The organism is Achromobacter sp. UMC46 (assembly GCF_014170335.1).
Classification (GTDB): Bacteria; Pseudomonadota; Gammaproteobacteria; order Burkholderiales; family Burkholderiaceae_B; genus Achromobacter.
Window position 1 is genome coordinate 603,706 of the sequence record NZ_LZZS01000004.1, and the last position, 20,745, is coordinate 624,450.

Sequence of the window (20,745 nt, forward strand, 5' to 3'; positions counted from 1 at the left end):
TACCTATGGCCTACGGTGTCACACCGGACGGGTTCGTGCGTCCGCGCCTTCCCGAGATTCGACAGGAGATCGTGGCGGACTTGCGTGCGCGCATGCAATCGGCCGGCTTTAACGGGGCGGTAGAGACCCGCCCCGACAGCATCACCGGCTTGCTGATTGATACCTTCGCAGAGCGCGAAGCCACCTTGTGGGAGCAGGCTGAAGGCGTCTACTACGCCATGTATCCCGGCTCCGCCACGGGAGTGTCACTGGACCGCTCCGTGTCGTTTACGGGCGTGGCGCGCTACCAGGACGAGCCCTCCCGAGCCTATGTGGTGTTGTATGGCGACGCCGGAACCACTGTGCGGGCCGGCGCGCAAATCCGCCATCGCGTCAGCCAGAACCTGTGGGAACTGGCTGCGCCAACGCAGATTCTTGCCGGTGCGGCGGCCGATGTGACGCTTCAACCCGTTGTTGCGACGAACACCGAGTATCGCGTTTCGATCGATGGCCAGGCCTACGCTTACACAAGCGGCGCCACGACCAACCTGCCGCAGATTCTGGCGGGATTGGTCACGGCGTTGTCAGCCAGCGGCCTGGCGGTCTCCAGCGACGGCGCCGCCGTGCGGATTCATACCGATGGCCGCAGCGCGGCCGCGCTGGCCTGGTCTGCAGCGTTGAGCCTGGCCCGCTTGGGGTCACCTGCGCTGGTTCAGACCGCGCAGGCATCGACCGAGGGCGCTGCGGAAGGAGACCTGAACGGGATCGTCACGCAGGTGGATGGCTGGACCGCTGTCGACAACCTGCAGCCCGGCGTAGCGGGCAGGTTGGCCGAGAACGCCGCCGAACTCCGTGCGCGCTACCCCACCGGCCTGTTCCGTCTGGGCGCGGCAACACTGCCCAGCATCGCGCCGAACGTGCGCGACCGGGTGGCCGGTGTACGTACCGTCAAAGTGTTCATGAACAACACCGACGAGCCGGACGCGCTGGGCCGGCCTCCGCATAGTGTCCACGCAGTGGTTGACGGCGGCCTGGACGATGAAGTGGCCGACGCGCTGTTCGGGGTGGTCGCAGCCGGCATCGATACGCATGGCCAGCAATTGGTGGTGATCAAGGATGCGGATGGTGCAGATCAGCGTATCCGCTTCGACCGCCCGGAGCAGGTCTACGTTTGGGTGCGTTGCGTGACCACTTTGCTGCCGCCATCCGAGCAGGCGTTTCCGCCTGACGGTTTCCAGGAGATCGCGGACAACCTGGCCATAGTGGGCAAGGCCTTTGCCATCGGTGAAGACGTCATCCTGCAACGTCTGTACGGCGCGATTTACCGCAGTACGGGTCTGGCATCGGTGGACCTGACGCTGGCGTTTTCGCCAGACGCGGCTTTTGTGCCCGCGCCGTCGGATTACCGCGCCGCCAACGTGGCGATCCAGGATTTTCAGGTTGCTGCGTTTGATTTGTCGCGCATCGAGGTGACCTGATGGATCTGACTCAAGACCACGCACAAATGGCCTGGGGTCATTGGCTGGGCCAGTTCCAGACCAAGCGGCGGTTGGAAGCGCTGGTCAAGGCGCTGCTCAAGCCCGCCGACGGGCTGCAAGGAGCGCTGCGAGGGTTGTACGAAGACCGTTGGTTGGATACGGCGGTCGGCAAGCAGCTCGACGGCATCGGTGAAATCGTGGGCCTGCCGCGGGTGGTCGACGAAACGCTGTATGTGCGCTTCTTCGGCTTTCTGGATCAGCCCAACGCAGGCGGCTTTGGCGAGGCCCGCTTCCGGCGATCCCATGAACGCCCGGTTGCCGGATCCACCACCTTGCTTGATGCCGAGTACCGCAAGCTTCTGTACTGGAAGATCGCCCTGAACAACGGGCACGGCACCGCGCCGGAAATCGCGAGCTCCCTTAAACCGATTTTTGATGTGTCCCGCGTGATCGTGCAAAACGCGGGCAACGCAAAGATCCGCATCTGGGTCAGCCGGATTCCTGGTCCGAATGATCCCCTTATGGCCAACCCCTACAAGTGGGTCCCGCAAGCCGCCGGTATCGGCGTGCAACTCATCACCGGTTCGACGGAAAAGCCATTTGGCTTTCGCGAACAAGGTTTCCATGGTTTTGGCGTCGGCGTGCTGGCGCGAGGTATCTAAAAATGGCAGATCCCACTTTCTTCGATCTCTTCAAGTCGACCTGGGCGCAGAACGGCCTGACGGAAGGCATTACTGACCTGCAATACAAGACCGGCTGGTCCTATATCGGGTCCGTTCCGCCTTCGGTGGAACAGTTCAACAAGGTTCAACAGACCACCGACGAGCGCCTGAGCTGGCTATACAAGCAGCTTGACGGCCTGGCTGCGGTGACGGGTCGGCCGCTACAGGAAGGCGGGAGCGACGCACTAAGCCACGCGATCCAGAACCTGGATGCCGGCAATGTGAAAACCGGCACGCTGCCGGTGGCGCGGGGCGGGTCGGGTCTGGCGACCGTTCCGGCAGGGTCTTTTCTGACGGGCAATGGTACGGGCGCTTACGCCGCCCGAACGGCAGCCCAGGTATTGACGGACATTGGCGCTGCGCCTTTGCTGTCCGCCGCCTTGGCGGGTGCGCCCACTGCGCCTACGCCGCCCAGCGCAGATCGGAGCACTCGTCTGGCCACTACGGCCTTTGTGGCGGGGAATTTCCCCAGGATTTTCTCCATTACTGCGTTGCCCACGGAGGACATCGGTCCGATCATCGTGGCGGAATGCAGTGAGATCTGGATCTGGTCGGCATCCAGCTATTTCAACGGCTACCGCTCTCCTATCTGTGGTCGTCCGTTGGATGGCCATACCATCACTCCGCTGCCCAGCGAGATTGATGCCGTGGGAGGTGTCCTGCCGAAGGCGGCTTATGCGGGGTTGTGGGGCTATGCCCGGGAAAATAGTCTTGTCGTTAGCCAGGCGACATGGACAGCGAATCCTGGCGCGCACTACTTTGTGGACGTGGATGCCAATCAATTCCGGGTTCCTGATTTGCGCAACATGTTCCGCCGCTTTACGGGAACTGACGCTGACACTGCAAATGCAAGGGTGCTCGGCAGCCTGCAGAGGGATGCGATGCAGAATGGAACTGGCACCCTGCAGGGCCGGCCCATTCCATCCGCGTGGGGTGCAATAACCGCGGCATCCGGCGCGTTTTCCTTGACGTCTCGCGGTGGCGGCCCTGGAGCGTCCACATTGCTAACGTCAGATAACTCGCCGGCAAATGCGGACCTGGTCACGTTCGACCTTTCCAGGGTGGCCCGCACGTCGGGTGAAACCCGCCCGGCCAATGCCGCTTACTGCCCCCGCATCCATGCATAGGCGGCGCGCGAAACCGTTAGGTATGGATGCGGGGGTGGTAGGCAGTGTTTACGCCGCGGGTTTCGGAGCCGCCGTAGAAGGCCGTCAGGTGTCCGGAGAGTGAACCCTGTGGGCCGATCTGAGACGAGGTGGATCCCGATGCAAGCTGGCCACCGACGAAGTACATCCCATGCCGGTGCTCGCGCACCTGGTCTGCTTGGCGGTTCCCTAGCAATCTCGCATTTGCAGTGCAAATTTCATTTTTAGGAGAAAAATACATGCAGAAAACTGTATACCAAACCGATAGCAATGGTCTGTACCTCTACGAATCCGTGGCGAATGAGCTCTCTCTGTCACCCGGATCGTTCAATATTCCGTTTGGTGCTTATTTGGACGCGCCGCCGGTGGCCGAGGTCGGCAGTAGGCCTCGCCGCGAAGGCGATAAGTGGGGGCTGGTCGAGGACCATCGCGATACGTTTCTGTGGTTCGCGGAAACGGGCGAACAGTACACGCTGGGCAACGTGCATACCGTCGACGGCGTGGCCGTCAGCTATCCGGGCTGGGGGCCTCTTCCCGCTTGGCTCACTGATGTCCCGCCGCAGCAGTCGGCACAGGGCGCAGTTGCGGTGTCGTAGAAAACCGCGCTAAGCGGCAAGCGGCAGAGCGTCGAAATCCGCTTGGCGCTCCCTGCGCATTTCATCGAGTTGTCGCTTGCCGAGCGCACTGCGCGCAAGTTTTTGCGCAAGCTCGCGCCCGTGCGGGTGGTAGTACCGCAGCAGCATGCGCGTGTCGACGTTGCCGTTGACCTTGGCCAATTCGTGCATCTCGAACACCGTGGCGAGTTCCGAGGTGCCCTCGTGGCGTAAGTCATGAAAGCGCAGGTCGCGGAAGTAGGCCGCGTTGGGTCGGCGGCCAAGTTGCCGGCACATGCCCTCGTAGTGCTGTCGGGCTCGCCGCCTGGCGCGAATGAATGCGCGTGTGACCGATCCGGCCTGCATTGAGAAAATGCGACCCCGCATCGGCTTTCCCGTGAGCCAGCGTCTTAGTGTTTCACGCGCCCTTGGGGTCAAGGGCACATCGCGTGCGCGGCCATTCTTCGTGTGAGGTAAGTGAACGACCCCATGCATCATGTCCAAGTTCTCTCGGAGTATTCCCACGACTTCTGACCGCCGCATGCCTGTCTCTTTTGCCACGGTCAGGATGGTCGGAAGCTCGGGGGAGCGCGTGGCGCGGATGATCCAATCCAGCTCTTTGCGCGGACATTGGTCATCGGAGATCCCGCGCAGCGTAATGCGGTCAAACAGCCGTCTATCCCGGGCATCGTCGACCGCCGGCCGCCGAACCAGTTGCACGGGATTGGCCAGTTGGTCAAAGCCCCAGTCTTTCCGAATCACCGTGTACACGTGGGATAGGAACGCCATCCGTCTTACTACGGTGGCCGGCGCTTTTTCCTTGAGCCATTCATCGCGCAGTTCCATCAGATCAGAGCTGCGGATGCGGTCAACCGGCCGAATTGCCAACCGAGTGGCCCGCCAGATTCGTGCGATCGACACCTCGGACGTATGACCCTTTTTCGTCGATGACACCTCCACCAAATAGCGCGCAAGCGCTTCGGACAAGGTGGGCGTGGGCTTTCTGCGGGGCTGACGGCGGGACCAGGGTTTCATGGAAGCAAAAGCCCCAGGTTGTAACGCATATCCGCTTTTCTTATTTGAACAGGACGGCCCCGGGGGGCGCTTTCGTCCAAACGGCAGGCAATCATGCGAACCGTCTTCAGGAGCAGCACATCTATGGAACCAGGATCTACGGGGCTGGGAGGCCTCGCGGCCTTGAAAGTCGCAATGGCGTACGGTATTCCCGCAGCAGTGGCGGCCATGCTTGGCCTGTTGATCATGCCGCCGCACACCGTACGCGAGTTCACCGTTCGCACTGTGTCCACGGTTGCCTGTTCGTTCCTGTTTGGTCCAGCGCTTGCAAGCGCCGTGATTGCCTGGAAGCCGGGTTTGATGGATGCGATGACGTGGTTAGCCCGCAACGGCGCCGGCACGGACGATGCGTTGCTGGCTAAGTTCTATGTATTGGGGCCGAGCATGTTGCTTGCGGGGCTGCCGGCGTGGTGGGTGCTGGGCGCCTACATGCGGTGGATGGCCAGCATGCGGCAGAAGGGCGTGCTGCAGTGGGTGGCCGAGTTGCGCGACAAAGTGCTGGGCATGCACTCGGACGGGGGCGGTCATGGACCTTAATATCATCAACAAGACCGCCATCGGCCCCGCCTTGGCCTTGCTGCCAGCCAACATGGACTCGGTGGCGGCTCGCGTCATGTTGCTTGCTATCGGCCTGCAAGAAAGCCGTTTTTTACACCGCCGCCAGATCGGCGGACCCGCTCGTGGATTCTGGCAGTTTGAGCGCGGCGGCGGCGTGCGAGGCGTATTGACGCATCCGGCAAGCCGGGACCGGGCACGGCATGTATGCGATCTGCGGCAGGTGGAGGCCGCGGCCGCGTCCGTTTACAACGCATTGGAAACTGACGACGTGTTGGCCGCTGCGTTCGCCAGGTTGCTGCTCTGGACAGATTCCGCCCGCTTGCCCGCTGCAGGCGATGTGCAGGGCGCCTGGAATCTTTACACCCGGACTTGGCGTCCGGGCAAACCGCACCCGCGCACGTGGCCGGCGCTTTATGCCGAGGCCGCGGCCTCAGCGGGGGGCGGCTATGTGGGCGCGGCTTAAGCACTTCAAAAGTGTTGTGGCGGCCGCTGCGTTCGCGGTTGCTTTGTTTTTGATCAGCTATCTGCGCGGGCGCAGTTCCGGGCGCGCGGTAGAGCGCCAGGAGTACGCGGCGCGGATCAATGAGCAGGCTGACCAAGCCCGCAAGGAGGTACGAGATGTGCAGGATCAGACTGCGCGCATGGACGATGGCGCTATTGCTGATGAGCTCAGGCGTGACTGGGTGCGCGGCGCCGGCCAAGGTCGGCGTTGAATTCTGCGAACATGCCAGACCCATCTATTTCGATGATGTGGGGCAGGTGGAGGCTACCCCGGCGCCCATTCGGCGGCAGATCCGGGATGGCAATGCGACCTGGCGCACGCTCTGCGGCGCTTAAGGTCGATCCAGGGGATCGGGTGGTTGCCTTGGGTAGGCCCGGACGGTGCCGGTAACTGAGAGTTATGGCCTAGTTTGAAATGAGTTTTATGGCTCTGGAAAGCTGGGCCATGATGGCGCAAGATAGCCTTTCTGAACTAGCCAACACAGGACCTATCATGAGCCAACGTATCGACTACGCCACTGCATCGCCCGACGGCTACAAAGCCCTCGGCGGCGTGTACGTCTACCTTCAAAAGTGCGGACTTTCCAAAGCGTTGATCGACTTGGTTTATCTGCGAGTGTCGCAGATAAACGGATGTGCCTATTGCATCGACATGCATTCGCGTGACTTGCTGAAAGCGGGCGTTACCGTCGACAAGCTGGTGCTGGTTCCGGTCTGGCCCGAGGCGGGCGCCGTGTTCAGCAGCCGTGAACGCGCGGCGCTGGCCTGGGCGGAAACGGTCACGCGCGTGTCTGAGACTGGGGTCCCCGATGACGACTATGCCGCGGCGGCGGCCGAGTTCAGCGCCAAGGAACTGGCCGACCTGACCTATGCGATCGGGCTGATGAACGCGTTCAACCGCTTGGGCGTGTCGTTCCGCGCCACGCCGGCCGCGACCGTCGCCGCCGAACAGGCCTGATGCCGCACAGGCTTGCCGCCGACCTGTTGTTTTTTGATTCGCGCCGCGCGTGTTCTAGTGGATGATCCGCCTTCGAGATGCTAGAACGTATCTGATAAAAAAGCGGGCCGGATGGGGTCCGGCCCGTGAAAATCCGATACGGACTATCAGGAGGCCGCTTGCGCAAGCCCAGGATCACGTTGCTTCAACTTATTGTCGGCCTGTCGGTGTTCAGCGGCACCGTCGCCTTCGCCAATGCCCTGTTCGCGGCATATCACGTGCAGAAAGAACAATTGGTCGCCACGACGCTCGAGGCGAATCGCGCTTATGCGGTGAAGCTTGCCGAGGTCGTGGACCTGTACATCGGCGCACTCCAGCAGCAGTTGACGGCCAGCGCCAGTCGGGTGGCGTCGATGATGGACAAGCCGGCGGCGATGGACGAGGAAGTGCTTCGCGTCGCCGAGCAGTCCGACGGCGTCATCGCGGCGGCGGTCGTCGATGCGAAGGGGGACATCGTGGCGTATGCGTCGCAGCTGCCAGGCACCGAAAAGCAGGGCCGTACAACGTCCGGGATCGATCTTCGGGGCGCAGCGCAGGAGCGCAACGTGACGCCTCCCTATCTGTCTTCGCAGGGGCTGTGGACGGTGGCGTTGACCGAACCTGTGAAGGACGCCCAAGGAACGTACCAGGGCTTTGTAGGGGCGGCGGTCTACCTTCAGCACAACACGGAATTGGACAAGCTGCTGGAAGAACACTTCTACCGTGACGGCTCGTACGTCTATGTGGTGGGGTCGGACGGCAAGATCATCTATCACCGCGAGCCGCGCTGGATTGGAACGAACCAGAGTCAGAACCCGGCCATCCAGGCCCTGCAGCGCGGCGAGTCCGGAACGATGCCGATCACCAACAGCCTGGGCGTGGACATGCTGGCCGGCTACGCGCGCATGCAGCGCGGCGGTTGGGGCGTGATAGTCCAACGGCCCTTGGCCGCCACGCTGGAGCCGCTGCATGGCCTGATGTGGCGGATCTTCTGGTACTCCGTTCCCGCGGCGCTGGTCATGCTGTTGGCGGTGTCCGCGATGGGGTATTGGATCGCCAGGCCGTTGGCGATCCTGGCGGGCGCGATGAAGTCTGGCGATGGTGCGCAAGCGGCGCCGTTGATCCAGTCGGTGCAGGCCAACTACTTCGAGGCCGAACAACTGCGTGAAGCGGTCAGCTTCACGATGGCGCTGCACGAGCAGCAGATCGGCAAGCTGAATGCCGAAACCATGACGGATCCGATGACGCGCCTGTTGAACCGGCGCGGCGTCTCCAGCGAGATCTCGCGCTTGCTCTCCACGCGTCAGCCGTTTGCCGTGCTGGCACTGGACCTGGATCATTTCAAGCGGATCAACGACACCTTCGGCCATGCCGCCGGCGACCAGGTCCTGGTAGCGCTGGCGGATCTTATGCGCGACTCGATCCGGACGGAAGACGCGGGCTGCCGGGTGGGCGGAGAAGAGTTCCTGGTGCTGATGCCCGGCGCGTCCTCGGAGGCGGCAAGAGGCGTCGCCGAACGGATCCGGCAAGCGACCGAATCGCATCGGATGCCGGGCGGGGTGGGGCATGTCACGGTCTCCATCGGGACGGCCCGCTGGCCGGACGACGGGGACGACCCGGGCGCCGTCTTGAAATGCGCGGACCAGGCGCTGTATCAAGCCAAGGCGTCGGGGCGGAACAAAGTGGTGGTCTGGGGCGCTTAGCTTGGCTTCGAACTACAAGGCGTCTATGCCCGGCACGCCTTGCCGGATGTCCCGCGAAAACGTCGCAGGCGTTGCATTGGCGCGCGCGCGGTCCGTATAACGGCCCAGCCGGCGGTATTGCGTGGCGCTGCCCGCGCCTTGCAGCACATGCAGATCGTAGAAGTACTCAGGCAGATAGCCCGACACCAGTTGCCGGAAATCCAGCGGCAGGCCCGGCACGATGCGCCGCGCCATCTGGAACACGATGGTGGTGCAGTTGGCGGTCAGCGTGTGATAGAAGCGCGGCGTGTCCCGCAGGCGGTTCGCGCTGTCCACATACGCCAGGAACAGCGAACGCGCGGCATCCAGCGGCATGTGGACGCGGTACAGATAGCCGTCTTCGCCCCGGACGTTGGTGCGCACGCGCAGGCTGTCTTCTTCGGTGGACGCGATGACGCTCAGTTCGTACTGCTTGAAGAAGCCGCCGACCTCTGAAAAGCGGTCGCCCTGCTTGCGCCGGATCTCAACCGAAAACACGATGTAGCGGTCGTCGCCGAAGCCGAAAGACACCAGGGCGTGGGCGATGGCGGGGCGGCTCCAGTAGGACAGCGCCACGTCTACGGATTGCAGCGCGTCCAGCGCGTAATGCCGCGTTTCCCAGCGGGGCGTGAAATCGGTCCGCGAGTGCCAGTCGAAGTTGCGCACGTTGTGCAGCGTGACCTGGTTGCCGTTTATCTCACCATAAGTCTGCCGCGCGACTTCGGGTATCCAGTCGCGATCATTGGAGGGCCGAAGGGTGTGCCACCAGGCCAGCAGCGCGATGACGGCGGCGGCAAACGCGTACCAGGCAGGCTGCCACGCCGGCCAGGCCAGCGCGGCGATGGCGGCAAACGCCGACGCCAGCCAGACCAGCGTCAGCGCCGCCCGTGCGCCGCGCGGCACGGGCGCGCGCACCCATAGCGCCAGTGCGCCCCAGGCGGCGGCCAGCGCGATGGCGATGCCAATCAGGAGGGACGCGGCCATGGGGATCAAGGGCGCTCCGGGAAAGGGTCAGCGGTCGGCGACCGTTGCTAGCAGGTCCGATTCGTACATGGCCGCCGGCGAGATCATCGGTTCGTCCCAGGGGATGTCCTGGCCGTACCGTTCCCGCAGCTTGGCCTGCACGGCCGATGAACTCAGGTCAAACCGCTTGAGCGGCGCCAGCGCCCCGATTTCCACGCCCAGCGTGCGCTGGTAGATTTTCCAGACGAGTTCCGAGCAATAGATCTTGTCGTCCGACCAGGCAAACACCAGGTCATAGGGCTTGCCTGCATAAGCGGCCCCCGCTGCTGCCAACTGTTCGCGCACGGCGGGCGTCAGCCGCGCCGCGTCGCGCAGGCGCCGGACGACATAGTGGCCGCGTTCGCCTTGCGCCGCCCATTGGTCAAGCGGCGTATAGCTGACGCGGGCAGCGGCCTCCAGCACGTAGGGGCGGCCCTGGCGCATCACGATCATGCCCATGTGGCTGTAGGGGGAGTGCGTGGCTTGCTGGATGGCCAGGCTTTGGGCCGACCGTGATTGCTGGAACACCAGGTCGCCGGTCTGCACATCGGGGGCGGCCGCGGCGGCCAGGGAAAGCGAGGACAGCGCGGCCAGGGCGGCGGCGCGTGGCCAGGCCGGCAAGGTCATGAACGCGCCCGGCTGACTGCCGGCGGTTCTTTCTTGCTGCGCGGTTTCGGCGCAGGCTTTTTGGTTTCGGCGGGAGCATCGAACTCCTGCTTGTTGCGCTCACCACGTGGGGTGTTTTCCGGATGGGGTTTGGGAAAAGCCCAGGGCTTCGTTTTCTGATCCATTGCTTGTACTCCTTGCACAGGCGGAACAGTAGCATTAGCCGTGGCCGTGAGTAAGTGAGGGTTGACGTCAATATTCATCACATCGTGATTTTCAAGGAAAAATTTCGGGGATTGGACCGCTTGGGCGCCAGGAATGTTCCCCGCTTGCGGTGATTGCCCGATCGCCCACTCGACGGCAGGCGGTCTTGCGGCGTGGCGGCGCATGTTATCGCGGATCGGCGGATCAGGCGCAGCAGCGTCGCGCGCGCTTGCCGTCAGGGTCTGGCGGCCTGCCAATTGCGGTCGAACTGCAGGCGCACCTGTCGCACCCAATCATCGATTGCCGAGCGCACGTCGTCTGGCGTGGGCTTCTGGTCGGGCGGAAGATTGCTGCCGGTGACGGTGCCCACCGATGCGATCAGCAGTTCGTTCGTGCCCGCGTCGCGCACCGAGGCCTCGATGAGCAGGCGCGCCGACTGATCGCGGTAGCCCGCGGCCTTGGCGGTCTGCCCGATTACGTAACCGATCGGAATGTACTCCATCGCCCGGGGATCGCGGTCGTTCTTGAAGGTGCCCGTGATCGCGGCCCGGATGCGCAGCGCATGCGGCGCGGGAGCGTCCAGCAATTGATAGCCTGCTTGCGAAAACTCGCGGCGCACGGCCTCGTTCATGTAGGCCAGCACGCGCTCGCGCAAGACGGCGTTGTCCTTGAAATCCAGCTCGTCCGGACGGTCGCCCGCAATGTAAGTCACCGGTTCCATGACGAGCTTCTTGTCGTACACGCTGCCGATCGGCGGGCCGGGCCGCGTCCAGACGCGGCCGGCGCTCCACGCCGGATCGGGCTGAAGCTGCGCCTGGTCTTCGCCCAGCGACGTGGAATAGTCCTGCGCGCGGGGCAGGTTGGTGCAGGCCGCCAGGGCGATGACGGCGCAGCCGGCGGCCAAGGTCAATCGGGAGGTCATGAGCGTTCCTTTCCAGACATTGGCGGCATCCGTGCCGGCGCATTTCTGATTATCTGCCTGTTCGCGCCGGCCGGCGCCGGATTCTGCCGGGGCCGGGCGGCCGGGGTTGGGTAAACCCTCTCGGGAAATGGAGCTCATCCTTTTTTCCGTGGCGGCGAGGCGTCCGCGCGTGCGCCGCCGGGTCTACGATGAAAGGCGTGCACATAGGGAGAAAACTATGGACACCGCCAAGGAATGGTATGCCGCAGTCAAGGAATGGCAACGTGCGCGCGACGAACTCACCGCCGCGATCGCCGCGATCAAGTGGCCCAACCCCACGCAGGGATGCCTGGCGAGCTACGACCGCGCCTACGCGCGTGAAACCGAGGCACGCGACCACATGAACCAGGCCTACGAGCGCGTCCGACGATAGGCCGCCTTCCCGCCAGCCGTGCCAGGGCATTGTTCTGGCTCCATAAAACTGAATTCCGTTGGCCCTGTGCATGGGGCCACGAAGGCGGTATGTTGTGTTTTTTCCTGCAACCAGACCGCCCATCATGTATCTGCCGTCCGCCTTTCGCGAAGATGATCTTGCCGTTCAGCACGACTTCATCCGCGCCCATCCATTGGGCGTCATCATGACCAGCGGGGAGGGGGGGCTGATGGCCAATCACATCCCCTGTCTGCTTTATCCCGAAGGGCCGCACGGCGTGCTGCGGCTGCACGTGGCGCGCGCCAATCCGCAATTGGCGCATCTGGCGGCGGGCCAGGAATGCCTGGTGGTCTTCCACGGCGCGCAGGCCTATATCACGCCGTCCTGGTACGCCACCAAGGCGGAAACGCACAAGGTCGTGCCGACCTGGAATTTCGTGGCGGTGCATGTCTGGGGCACGCCGGTGATCCAGGATGATCCCGCGTGGTTGCGCGCCCAGCTGGAGGCCTTGACCGACAGCCAGGAAAAGGCGCGCACCCAGCCCTGGAACGTGGATCAGGCCCCCCCCGATTTCATCGCCGCCCAAATGCGCGCCATCATCGGTGTCGAGATCCCGATATCCCGCATCGAAGGCAAATGGAAGGTCAGCCAGAACCGCACGGCGGCCGATCGGCAAGGCGTGGCGGAAGGGCTGGCGAGCGAGGGCGGCAACGCCGTCATGGCCGGGCTGGTGGCGCGGCGGGGCGGGCTGGCCTGAAGGCGGATGCGCCCAACCCGGCGGCAAAGCAGGCGATGGCGGCGGCTTGCAGCAGCGCCGCCAGCGCCAGGAAGGCCACCATCGACTGCCCCGTTGCTTCCAGCGCGGCGCGCAGCAATCCGAATACCGCGGGCGCGAAGGCGTAGGCGCCTTGCGACAACGCCACGATCAGCGGCACGACGCGCGCGGTGTCTTCGCGAGCGAACTCCGTTTGCGCGATCAGCGGGGGTAGCGAGGTCGCGTTGCCGATGCCCGATCCGAACAACACCACGCCCGCCCAGACCGCCCAGCCGTGGTCCGGCGCCATCATCAGCGTGAGCGATCCGCCAATCTGGATGGCATAGGCCAGGCACGCCACCTTGCGGCGGTCGGCGCCGGGGGGCATCAACCATCCCACCAGCGTGCGGCCCGCAATGGCGGCCGCCGTGGCGACGCCCATCGCCACACCCGCCAACTGCGCGCCCAGCAAGGGCGCCAGCAACGACAGCAAGTGCGCGATCAGGCCGATCTGGGCGAACAGCCCCAGCGCCATGCCGCCGGACAGCGTCAAGAAGGCGCGGTCACGCCACAGGTTGCCCACGCGGGATTGCGTGGCGGCCGCCGCAGCGACCGCCACGGCGGCGCCGTCGCCATCTGCCGGCTGGCCCAGTTGCTGCGGTGTGACGGCGAACACTTTGCGCGACAGCACGGCGATCACCACGACCATCACTACGCCCACCCCCAGCGCGGCCTGCGCGAATCCTGCCTGCGCGATCAGGAACACCCACAGCGGCGAGAACACGATGCCGCCCACGCTGGCGCCGTTGTAGGCCATGCCCAGCGCGGCGGGGCGCCGCCGCACGAACCAAGGGGCGATCAACGCGTTGACCGCCGCCGCGCCCAACGCCACCCAGCCCATGCCGCTAATCGCGGCCGCCACGTACAACTGCCACGGGGCTTGGGCCAGCGCCCATCCTGCTACCCCCAGCGCCAGCAGCACGGCGCCGCCGAATGTGGTTTGCGGGACGCCGGCGCGGCGGTACAGGCGGGGCAGATTCGCCACCACCACCGTGCCGGCCAGAAAGTGCAGGGTGACGGCGCCGGACACCAGCGCCACGCTCCAGCCGGTGCGTTGCACCACGGCATGCAGGAACACCGGCGGGCCGTAAAAGCCGACGCCCCAGCCGAATACGGCCAGCGTGAACGTGGCGGCAAGGACTTTCCAGCCGAAGAAGGATTGGGCAGAGGGCATGGGATTTGGGACGTGTCCGGTGTCTTATCGGGATGACTCGCAGTATGCTTAGGCCTTGCACACAACACTTTGGTCTACAGCGAATCATGGAATCCGAGTTCGCCGACATCAATCTATCCGGGGTGGCGGGCGCCATCGCCGACCCGGCCCGTGCGCGCATGCTGTGCCTGCTGCTGGACGGCCGCGCCCGCACGGCGACCGAGCTGGCCGCGGCCGCCGATATCGGCGCGTCCACGGCCAGCAGCCATTTTCAGCGGCTGCGCGAACAAGGGCTGGTCGACATGGCGGTGCAGGGCAAGCACCGCTACTTCCGGCTGGCCAACAGCGAAGTCGCGCACGCGCTGGAGGCCCTGCTTGTCGTGGCCGGCGCCGAGCGCGTGCCGTTCAAGCCCAACACGCCGTCCGCGCTGCGCGAGGCCCGCACGTGCTACGACCACATGGCGGGCACGCTTGCCGTGCGCATCCACGACGCGATGCTGGCGCGCCAATGGCTGGTGGCCGATGGTCGCGACTACGTATTGACGCCGCTGGGCGAGGCCTCGCTGGCGCAGGTGGGCGTGGACGCCGTGCAAGCACGCCAGCGCCGCCGGCGTTTCGCGTGCGCCTGCCTGGACTGGAGCGAACGGCGCTCGCACCTGGGGGGCGCGCTGGGCGCGGCCTTGCTGGATGCGCTGGTGCACCGTGGCTGGATCACGAAGGACCTGGACTCGCGTGCGCTGTCGGTCACGCGTAAAGGGGCGCAGCAATTCCCCGCGTTCTTCGGCAAGGCCGACGCGCAAGCGGCCGGCGGCTGGCAAGAGGGCAAGCATGCCGCGGCATAGTCCGATTTCTTTCAAGCCGATCAAGACGGATTCCGTTTTCTAGACGGCATATCGCACACATCCATTCTCAGCCGCGAATGCGGCTTTTTTTTCGTTTATCAACCCTGTACAGGAGGTGGCCTTGCCTACGTTGGCACTGCACGCATTCCGTTCCTTCACGCGTTTCGTGACGGAACTACGCATTGACGTCAATCATGCTCCAGAAGAAGTTGCGACCGAACTCGATGCCATACACGATCGGATGAATCGTCCCTTGGATCGCTTGCACGGGCTGCCGGAGGTCAAGACCGATATCCCTGGCATCGTGCTTCGCTATCGCGAAGCCGACGGCGAGTATTACGTGTATGTGGTGGATGTGCGGCGGGACCGCGTGGCGGGCTACACGGTGTTCAACCGGCTGATCGAAGTGGGCAGGCGGGCCGACCCTTACGTGCGCGCCCCGCATTCGAAGTACGCCGCGCCCTATCAAGGCATGGGGCTGGCGACGGCGGTGTACCGCTGGGGGCTGGACGCCGGGCTCTGCATCGTGAGCGGCGCCCGCCAATCCACCGGCGCGCACCGGCTCTGGATGGGTCTGGCGCAGCACTACGAGCTAGGCTATGTGGAGCTGCGGCGCAAGCAGTTGCGCTATCTCGGGCCCGCCGTGCAGCCTCGCGTGCTGGACGACCTTCACACCCGGATGATCCTGCTGGGCCGCGGCTGGACCTTGGCGGATTACATGCGGGCGACGGGCATGGCGTCGTCCGACGATGCGCTTTCGCAACACGACCTAGGGAAATCCCCGTAAGGCAGCGGCAAGAAGGGGGTGGCCAGATTGCCGTGCCGGGCCGCAGGCCGCATCAGGCTTGCCGATGCGCCGTATTCCCGGCCGGCATTCTTGGCATTTGAGAATCGGGGACGCAGGTGTTGTGCTGCAACAATGTTTCTAGTTTCTGCCCGCGTTACAAAACATATCAGAACTGTCATGAACAGGCGCGGTATGCTCGATTGGAGAAAGAGGGCATCCGAAGTGCATCAGAACAACTTGATCTACAAGGGATACCGGCTGACGGCCAAGGTGTCCCGGGGCGCGGACGCTGAAATCCCGGCGCTGCCCAGCGGCCCCGTATTCGTCGCATCGGTAATGGTGGTTCAGGCAGGCGCCGTGCTGGAAGGCGGCGACGAATACCCGGTTCCCCGTTTCGCCGACGGCGGTTTCGTCTTCAGTCCGCGAGAAGCGGTGCACGCGGCCATATTGCATGGCCGCGAGATCGTCGACGGCCTGACGAACATGTCGTCCTAGCCGGCAAAGACTTCCCGCCAGTCCCGCGTCTTGGCCAGCGTCTGCACCGTGGCGGACTGTTCGAGGATGGTCACGGCCTTCTTGAATTCCTCTGCCGATGCGCCGTCCTCCAGGATGACCATGCGCGAATTGCGCGCGTCCGCCATCTTCACGTCCGACATCTTGCCGTGGGTCTGGTAGACCTGCGTCCAATCCATCTTCTTGCCGGCCTTGAGCGCGATCGGTTCGATATAGGTCAGCGCCGTGCTGCCCGCCGCGCGCACTGCGAACGCGAAGTCCGCCGTGTGGCCGCTGCTGCCCTTGGCGCGCGCGCCTTTGACCATGCGGTTCGCGCCCACGCCTTCCGCCAGCGCGCGGCCGACCTGGGCGCGAAAGCGCAATTGGCTGAATCTGGGCATCCACTTGGCGCACTGGAACGACAAGGCCATGGCCAGCTTCACGGCGTCCCACAAGGCTTCCTGCAACTGTTCGTTGGGGCCCGAGGCGACGATGGCGCCGTCGCGGTCGAAATGCGCCAGGCTGACGCCCGGGGTTTCGTTCAGCAGATCGATGCGCTTGGCGCCGACTTCGATGCCGTAGCTGGACGCATGCATCGAGGTCTCACAGGCGTCGGTCAGGTAGAACGACGCGTCGTCCGGGTGCGCAATGAAGAAGGCGGCATGCTGGCCGTCGAGCCCCAGGGTCATGGGGGATACCGCGCGTATGGCGTGTTCACCGGCCGGCAGGACGGTCCAGCCGGAGGCTTCCAGAAAAGTGCTCATAGGATCAGTTCGATTTGGCGGCCTTTGAGGGGATGCGCGAATCCGCCGGCAAGGGTCAGGTTCGCCCGCGGCAAGAAATACTGCATCAGCGCGCCGATAGTGTGCAGGGCGGGCACGACGGGTTCGGCATAGCCTTCGCCTTCGTCCACCCAGATATGTTCGTGGCTGCGGTCTGCAAGCGGCTTGCGGTACTGTGGCCGGCCCACGCCGATCAGGCTGGTGTGGAAGGAATCGTCCGTGTCCACGCCCAACACCCGGTGCGGGCCGACAAAAAGGCTGGCACAGAACGCTTCCGTCAGGAAGATCGTGGCCTGGCCATGCACGGCGGTGCGCGCACCGCGGTAGATCACCCGGAAAATCACATCGTCGCGCACGTCGCCCTTGACCTTGCACGCGCTGGCGAACTCCATCCATTGGATGTTGTTGGCGGCGGGCTTCGGGATCCAGGAGATCGGTTTTACGGTTTCCTTGGGTTCGGCAAGGATCTCTTGCACCTCATCAACGGTGATTAACGGTTCGAACTTGTTGGCCATGGAACGGATCTAGGGTCTTGGAATTGCGCTACGGATGCGCTGCGCCGCTCGCGACAGGGCGCAGGGAACTCATGCGCGCAAACAGTGCGAGGGGGCGTAATCTTACAAGATGAAGACGGGATGACCCCTTTAGCTGTATATCCATACAGCTAAAGGTGGGGCGAGTGATTGCGGGTCAGCGGCGGGTCAGAGCGCGCTGGCCGAGAACGTGTCGCATTGCTTGATGTTGCCGCTTTCCAGCCCGCGCTTGAACCAGCGCACACGTTGGGCCGACGAGCCGTGCGTGAACGAGTCCGGCACGGCATAGCCCTGGGCTTGCTTCTGCAGCCGGTCGTCGCCGATGGCGGTGGCCGCTGCCAGCGCTTCCTCGACGTCGCCGCCTTCCAGAATGTTGCGCGCGGCATTGGCGCGTTGCGCCCACAGGCCGGCGAAGCAGTCGGCCTGCAGTTCCACCCGCACGGACAGCGCATTGGCTTGCGCCGGATTGCGGCGGCGCAACTGATCCACCTGGTCCGAGATGCCCAGCAGGTGCTGCACATGGTGCCCCACCTCATGCGCGATCACATACGCCTGCGCGAAGTCGCCCGGCGCCTTGAACTTGTTCTGCAATTCATCGAAGAAGGCCAGGTCGATATAGACCTTGCTGTCGCCAGGACAGTAGAACGGGCCCATCGCCGATTGGCCCGTGCCGCAGGCGGTGGGCGTGGCGCCGCGGAACAGCACGAGCTTGGGCGCGACATATTGGCGGTTCAGATCCTTCTGAAAGATCGCGGTCCAGGTGTCTTCGGTTTCGCCCAGCACCTTGGCCACGAAGCGGGCTTGCGGATCGTTGACGGGGGGGCGGGTGGCAGGCGCCTGCTGCTGGGTCTGGGGCGGGCCTTCGGCCATTTGCAGGACCACGCTGGGGTCCACGCCAAAATACATGGCCACCAAGGCAAGTACTATCGTACCGATGCCGATGGTTCCACGGCCGCCGATACGTGGACCGCTGGCACGTCGGTCTTCCACATTGTCGCTTTCACGCGAGTCATCGAGGCGCATACTGTTTCTCCGGGCGGGTCGGCGTTCCCGCCATTTTGCATCGCCGCGCCATGCTGGGCGGCATTCAAGAGTGTTAGGATAATCCCATGGCCTTGTATTTATCTATTCATCCTGCGAATCCTCAACCTCGCCTGCTCAAGCAGGCAGCCCAATGGCTGAACGATGGAGGCCTGGTGGCGGTGCCCACCGACTCCAGCTATGCCGTCGTCGCGCGCCTGGACGACAAGGACGCCGCGGACGGCTTGCGCCGCCTTCGCGGCCTGGACGAAAGACACCACCTGACCCTGCTGTGCCGCGACCTGGCTGAAATCGGCCACTTCGCCCGCGTGGACAACAAGCAGTACCGCCTGCTGAAGGCGGCTACGCCGGGTCCGTGGACCTTCATTCTGGAAGCCACCAAAGAAGTGCCGCGGCGCGTCTCGCACCCGTCGCGCAAGACCATCGGCATCCGCGTGCCGGACCATGCCGTCATGCTGGGCCTGCTTGAGCAAGTGGGCGCGCCCCTGCTTTCCACGACCCTGATCCCCAAGGACGAAACGGACGCGTTGAACGACGCCGAAGACATCCGCGCCCGCTACGACCACGATCTGGCGGCCATCATCGACGCGGGCGCCTGCCCGCAATCGCCGACCACGGTGATCGACCTGACCAGCGAAGACCCGGTGGTCGTGCGCGTCGGCCGCGGCGACCCGGCCACGCTCGGCCTTGCCTGATCCTTTCCCGCTCCGCAGTGCCTTGCGTGCCGGCCCCTGCCGGCACGCGGCTCATCTACAATCCGGCTCGCCATGAACGACATCATCCAAACCATTGCGGTCTACGCGATACCGGTCATCTTCGCCATCACCCTGCACGAAGCCGCGCACGGCTACGTCGCGCGGATGTTCGGCGACCCGACGGCCTACGAGGCCGGCCGCATCAGCCTGAATCCGGCGCGGCATATCGACCCGATCGGCACCTTGCTGGTGCCGGTCGTCATCCTGTTGGCGTCCAAGCTGCTGGGCAGCCCGGGCATGCTGTTCGGCTGGGCCAAACCCGTGCCGGTGGACTTCGGCCGCCTGCGCCGTCCCAAGCGCGACATGCTGTGGGTGGCGCTGGCCGGGCCTGCCGCCAACCTGCTGATGGCCGTCCTGTGGGCGTTTTCACTGCGCCTGATGCTGGAATCCGGCATGCAGGAGTCATTCTGGTTCCAGATGGGCGTGGCCGGGGTGAACATCAACCTGGTGCTGATGGCGCTGAACCTGCTGCCGATCCTGCCGCTGGATGGGGGACGCATCTTGTTCAGCCTGCTGCCGAACCGCCTGGCCTGGCAATACTCGAAAATCGAGCCGTATGGCCTGATGATCGTCATCGTCCTTCTGGTCACCGATGTGCTTTGGCTTCTGATGCGTCCGGTGTACGAGTTTGGAACGACTATCGTCCAGTGGTTTCTGTAGGATTCCGGCCAAATTCCGTTAAACTCAGCGGTTTCATTGATTCTGGCCCTGTGGCATCCTGCCGTGGGGCGTTGGAGCCCTACATTTATGGCATCCCCTGCAACCGCCGCAGGCGTTAATTTCCAGGGCAGCTTGGTGGCCCTGGTCACTCCCATGCAGCCCGACGGCAGCCTGGATTACGCTGCCTACCGGTCATTGATCGACTGGCACGTCCAGGAAGGAACCGACGCGCTGGTAGTGGTGGGCACCACCGGGGAGTCTCCCACGGTCTCCATGGAAGAGCACGCGGAATTGATCCGCGTCGCGGTTGAACATGCCGCCGGCCGCATCCCGGTCATCGCCGGCGTGGGCGCCAACTCCACCGACGAAGCCATCCACCTGACGCGCCATGCCAAAGCGGTTGGCGCGCAGGCTGGCCTGTCGGTCGTCCCTTACTACAACAAGCCTTCGCAAGAAGGCTTGTATCGCCACTTCCGCACGATCGCGGAAGCCGTCGATCTGCCGACGATCCTGTACAACGTGCCGGGCCGCACCGTGGCCGACATGACCAACGACACGGTCCTGCGCCTGGCTCAGGTGCCGGGCATCATCGGCATCAAGGACGCAACCGGCGACATCGCCCGCGGCGGCCTGCTGCTGCGCGAAGCGCCGGCGGGCTTCCAGGTCTTCAGCGGCGACGATCCCACTGCCGCCGCCCTGATTCTGCTGGGCGCGCGCGGCAACATCTCGGTGACTGCCAACGTGGCGCCCAAGCTGATGCGCGACCTTTGCGCCGCGGCGCTGGCCGGCGATGTGCCGAAAGTCCGTGAACTTAACGCGTACCTGGCGCGTCTGAACAAGGCTTTGTTCGTTGAAGCCAATCCCATCCCCGTCAAGTGGGCGTTGGCCGAAATGGGCCGCAGCACACTGGGCTACCGGCTCCCGCTGGTTGAACTGGGGACGCAGAACCACGAAGTCGTGCGTCGTGCGCTCCAGGAAACGGGTCTGCTCTAA

The 20,745-nt window shown here is 64.3% G+C and carries 26 protein-coding genes; 17 read left to right on the forward strand and 9 right to left on the reverse strand.

Annotated features, from left to right (window positions below; genetic code table 11):
* Positions 1–5 precede the first annotated feature (5 nt).
* The 4 genes from A9973_RS05625 (at position 6) to A9973_RS05640 (ending at position 3,920) form a co-directional block, all read left to right on the forward strand.
* Positions 6–1,457 (forward strand): hypothetical protein, encoded by a 1,452-nt coding sequence (locus A9973_RS05625; protein ID WP_183012763.1) that lies wholly within the window; start codon positions 6–8, stop codon positions 1,455–1,457.
* Positions 1,457–2,119, forward strand: a complete 663-nt coding sequence (locus tag A9973_RS05630) for a DUF2612 domain-containing protein (protein WP_183012764.1) — start codon at positions 1,457–1,459, stop codon at positions 2,117–2,119. The genes A9973_RS05625 and A9973_RS05630 overlap by 1 nt, the downstream gene beginning before the upstream one ends.
* A 2-nt stretch (positions 2,120–2,121) precedes the next feature.
* The gene (locus A9973_RS05635; protein WP_183012765.1) at positions 2,122–3,306 is read left to right on the forward strand and encodes a hypothetical protein; all 1,185 of its coding nucleotides are present in this window, start codon (positions 2,122–2,124) and stop codon (positions 3,304–3,306) included.
* 257 nt (positions 3,307–3,563) lie between these two features.
* Positions 3,564–3,920, forward strand: coding sequence for a phage tail protein (locus A9973_RS05640; protein ID WP_183012766.1), 357 nt, complete (start codon positions 3,564–3,566; stop codon positions 3,918–3,920).
* A gap of 9 nt (positions 3,921–3,929) precedes the next feature.
* Here A9973_RS05640 and A9973_RS05645 read toward each other — a convergent pair whose 3' ends face one another.
* The gene (locus A9973_RS05645) at positions 3,930–4,952 is read right to left on the reverse strand and encodes a tyrosine-type recombinase/integrase (RefSeq protein ID WP_183012767.1); all 1,023 of its coding nucleotides are present in this window, start codon (positions 4,950–4,952) and stop codon (positions 3,930–3,932) included.
* Between the two features lie 123 nt (positions 4,953–5,075).
* Here A9973_RS05645 and A9973_RS05650 point away from each other — a divergent pair, with 123 nt between their 5' ends.
* The 5 genes from A9973_RS05650 to A9973_RS05670 all read left to right on the forward strand — a co-directional run bounded on the left by A9973_RS05650 (position 5,076) and on the right by A9973_RS05670 (position 8,729).
* Positions 5,076–5,528 (forward strand): hypothetical protein, encoded by a 453-nt coding sequence (locus tag A9973_RS05650; RefSeq protein WP_183012768.1) that lies wholly within the window; start codon positions 5,076–5,078, stop codon positions 5,526–5,528.
* Complete coding sequence (locus A9973_RS05655; RefSeq protein ID WP_183012769.1) at positions 5,518–6,012, forward strand: hypothetical protein; 495 nt, start codon at positions 5,518–5,520, stop codon at positions 6,010–6,012. Before A9973_RS05650 ends, A9973_RS05655 begins: the two co-directional genes overlap by 11 nt.
* Complete coding sequence (locus A9973_RS05660; protein ID WP_183012770.1) at positions 5,996–6,262, forward strand: hypothetical protein; 267 nt, start codon at positions 5,996–5,998, stop codon at positions 6,260–6,262. Before A9973_RS05655 ends, A9973_RS05660 begins: the two co-directional genes overlap by 17 nt.
* Positions 6,263–6,543: 281 nt before the next feature.
* A complete protein-coding gene (locus A9973_RS05665; protein ID WP_183012771.1) occupies positions 6,544–7,008 on the forward strand; it encodes a carboxymuconolactone decarboxylase family protein in 465 nt (154 codons plus the stop codon).
* 179 nt (positions 7,009–7,187) lie between these two features.
* Complete coding sequence (locus tag A9973_RS05670; protein ID WP_255469029.1) at positions 7,188–8,729, forward strand: sensor domain-containing diguanylate cyclase; 1,542 nt, start codon at positions 7,188–7,190, stop codon at positions 8,727–8,729.
* A 12-nt stretch (positions 8,730–8,741) separates the two neighbouring features.
* On the opposite strand, the gene A9973_RS05675 is transcribed toward A9973_RS05670, so the two are convergent.
* The 4 genes from A9973_RS05675 to A9973_RS05690 form a co-directional block, all read right to left on the reverse strand.
* Positions 8,742–9,731 (reverse strand): DUF4105 domain-containing protein, encoded by a 990-nt coding sequence (locus tag A9973_RS05675; RefSeq protein ID WP_183012773.1) that lies wholly within the window; start codon positions 9,729–9,731, stop codon positions 8,742–8,744.
* Between the two features lie 27 nt (positions 9,732–9,758).
* The gene (locus tag A9973_RS05680) at positions 9,759–10,376 is read right to left on the reverse strand and encodes a YiiX family permuted papain-like enzyme (RefSeq protein ID WP_183012774.1); all 618 of its coding nucleotides are present in this window, start codon (positions 10,374–10,376) and stop codon (positions 9,759–9,761) included.
* Positions 10,373–10,540 (reverse strand): hypothetical protein, encoded by a 168-nt coding sequence (locus A9973_RS05685; RefSeq protein ID WP_183012775.1) that lies wholly within the window; start codon positions 10,538–10,540, stop codon positions 10,373–10,375. The genes A9973_RS05680 and A9973_RS05685 overlap by 4 nt, the downstream gene beginning before the upstream one ends.
* Positions 10,541–10,794: 254 nt before the next feature.
* Entirely contained in the window at positions 10,795–11,481 is a 687-nt protein-coding gene (locus A9973_RS05690) for a DUF3313 domain-containing protein (RefSeq protein WP_183012776.1), read from the reverse strand.
* Between the two features lie 217 nt (positions 11,482–11,698).
* Here A9973_RS05690 and A9973_RS05695 point away from each other — a divergent pair, with 217 nt between their 5' ends.
* Both A9973_RS05695 and A9973_RS05700 read left to right on the forward strand, forming a co-directional pair.
* Positions 11,699–11,893 carry a hypothetical protein gene (locus tag A9973_RS05695; protein ID WP_183012777.1) on the forward strand — a complete coding sequence of 65 codons (195 nt, stop codon included), beginning with the start codon at positions 11,699–11,701 and terminating at the stop codon, positions 11,891–11,893.
* Positions 11,894–12,017: 124 nt separating this feature from the next.
* Positions 12,018–12,650, forward strand: a complete 633-nt coding sequence (locus A9973_RS05700) for an FMN-binding negative transcriptional regulator (protein ID WP_183012778.1) — start codon at positions 12,018–12,020, stop codon at positions 12,648–12,650.
* Here A9973_RS05700 and A9973_RS05705 read toward each other — a convergent pair.
* A complete protein-coding gene (locus A9973_RS05705; protein ID WP_183012779.1) occupies positions 12,610–13,881 on the reverse strand; it encodes an MFS transporter in 1,272 nt (423 codons plus the stop codon). The two genes, A9973_RS05700 and A9973_RS05705, sit on opposite strands and share 41 nt — an antisense overlap.
* Positions 13,882–13,967: 86 nt before the next feature.
* Between A9973_RS05705 and A9973_RS05710 the strand changes: the two genes are divergently transcribed.
* The 3 genes from A9973_RS05710 to A9973_RS05720 all read left to right on the forward strand — a co-directional run bounded on the left by A9973_RS05710 (position 13,968) and on the right by A9973_RS05720 (position 15,984).
* Positions 13,968–14,702 carry a helix-turn-helix transcriptional regulator gene (locus A9973_RS05710; RefSeq protein WP_183012780.1) on the forward strand — a complete coding sequence of 245 codons (735 nt, stop codon included), beginning with the start codon at positions 13,968–13,970 and terminating at the stop codon, positions 14,700–14,702.
* Positions 14,703–14,823: 121 nt separating this feature from the next.
* A complete protein-coding gene (locus A9973_RS05715; protein WP_183012781.1) occupies positions 14,824–15,489 on the forward strand; it encodes an N-acetyltransferase in 666 nt (221 codons plus the stop codon).
* Positions 15,490–15,711: 222 nt separating this feature from the next.
* Positions 15,712–15,984 (forward strand): hypothetical protein, encoded by a 273-nt coding sequence (locus A9973_RS05720; protein WP_183012782.1) that lies wholly within the window; start codon positions 15,712–15,714, stop codon positions 15,982–15,984.
* Here A9973_RS05720 and A9973_RS05725 read toward each other — a convergent pair.
* The 3 genes from A9973_RS05725 to A9973_RS05735 form a co-directional block, all read right to left on the reverse strand.
* The gene (locus tag A9973_RS05725) at positions 15,981–16,745 is read right to left on the reverse strand and encodes a DUF1828 domain-containing protein (protein WP_183012783.1); all 765 of its coding nucleotides are present in this window, start codon (positions 16,743–16,745) and stop codon (positions 15,981–15,983) included. The two genes, A9973_RS05720 and A9973_RS05725, sit on opposite strands and share 4 nt — an antisense overlap.
* Positions 16,742–17,278: a hypothetical protein gene (locus A9973_RS05730; RefSeq protein ID WP_183012784.1), complete on the reverse strand. Its 537-nt coding sequence runs from the start codon at positions 17,276–17,278 to the stop codon at positions 16,742–16,744. The genes A9973_RS05725 and A9973_RS05730 overlap by 4 nt, the downstream gene beginning before the upstream one ends.
* A 186-nt stretch (positions 17,279–17,464) precedes the next feature.
* Positions 17,465–18,319: a neutral zinc metallopeptidase gene (locus tag A9973_RS05735; protein ID WP_183012785.1), complete on the reverse strand. Its 855-nt coding sequence runs from the start codon at positions 18,317–18,319 to the stop codon at positions 17,465–17,467.
* Positions 18,320–18,405: 86 nt separating this feature from the next.
* Here A9973_RS05735 and A9973_RS05740 point away from each other — a divergent pair, with 86 nt between their 5' ends.
* From A9973_RS05740 to dapA, 3 genes are all read left to right on the forward strand, one after another.
* On the forward strand, positions 18,406–19,032 hold the full coding sequence (locus tag A9973_RS05740) for an L-threonylcarbamoyladenylate synthase (RefSeq protein WP_183012786.1): 627 nt from the start codon (positions 18,406–18,408) through the stop codon (positions 19,030–19,032).
* Between the two features lie 72 nt (positions 19,033–19,104).
* Positions 19,105–19,752: a site-2 protease family protein gene (locus A9973_RS05745; RefSeq protein ID WP_183012787.1), complete on the forward strand. Its 648-nt coding sequence runs from the start codon at positions 19,105–19,107 to the stop codon at positions 19,750–19,752.
* An 87-nt stretch (positions 19,753–19,839) separates the two neighbouring features.
* Entirely contained in the window at positions 19,840–20,745 is a 906-nt protein-coding gene (dapA, locus tag A9973_RS05750) for a 4-hydroxy-tetrahydrodipicolinate synthase (protein ID WP_183012788.1), read from the forward strand.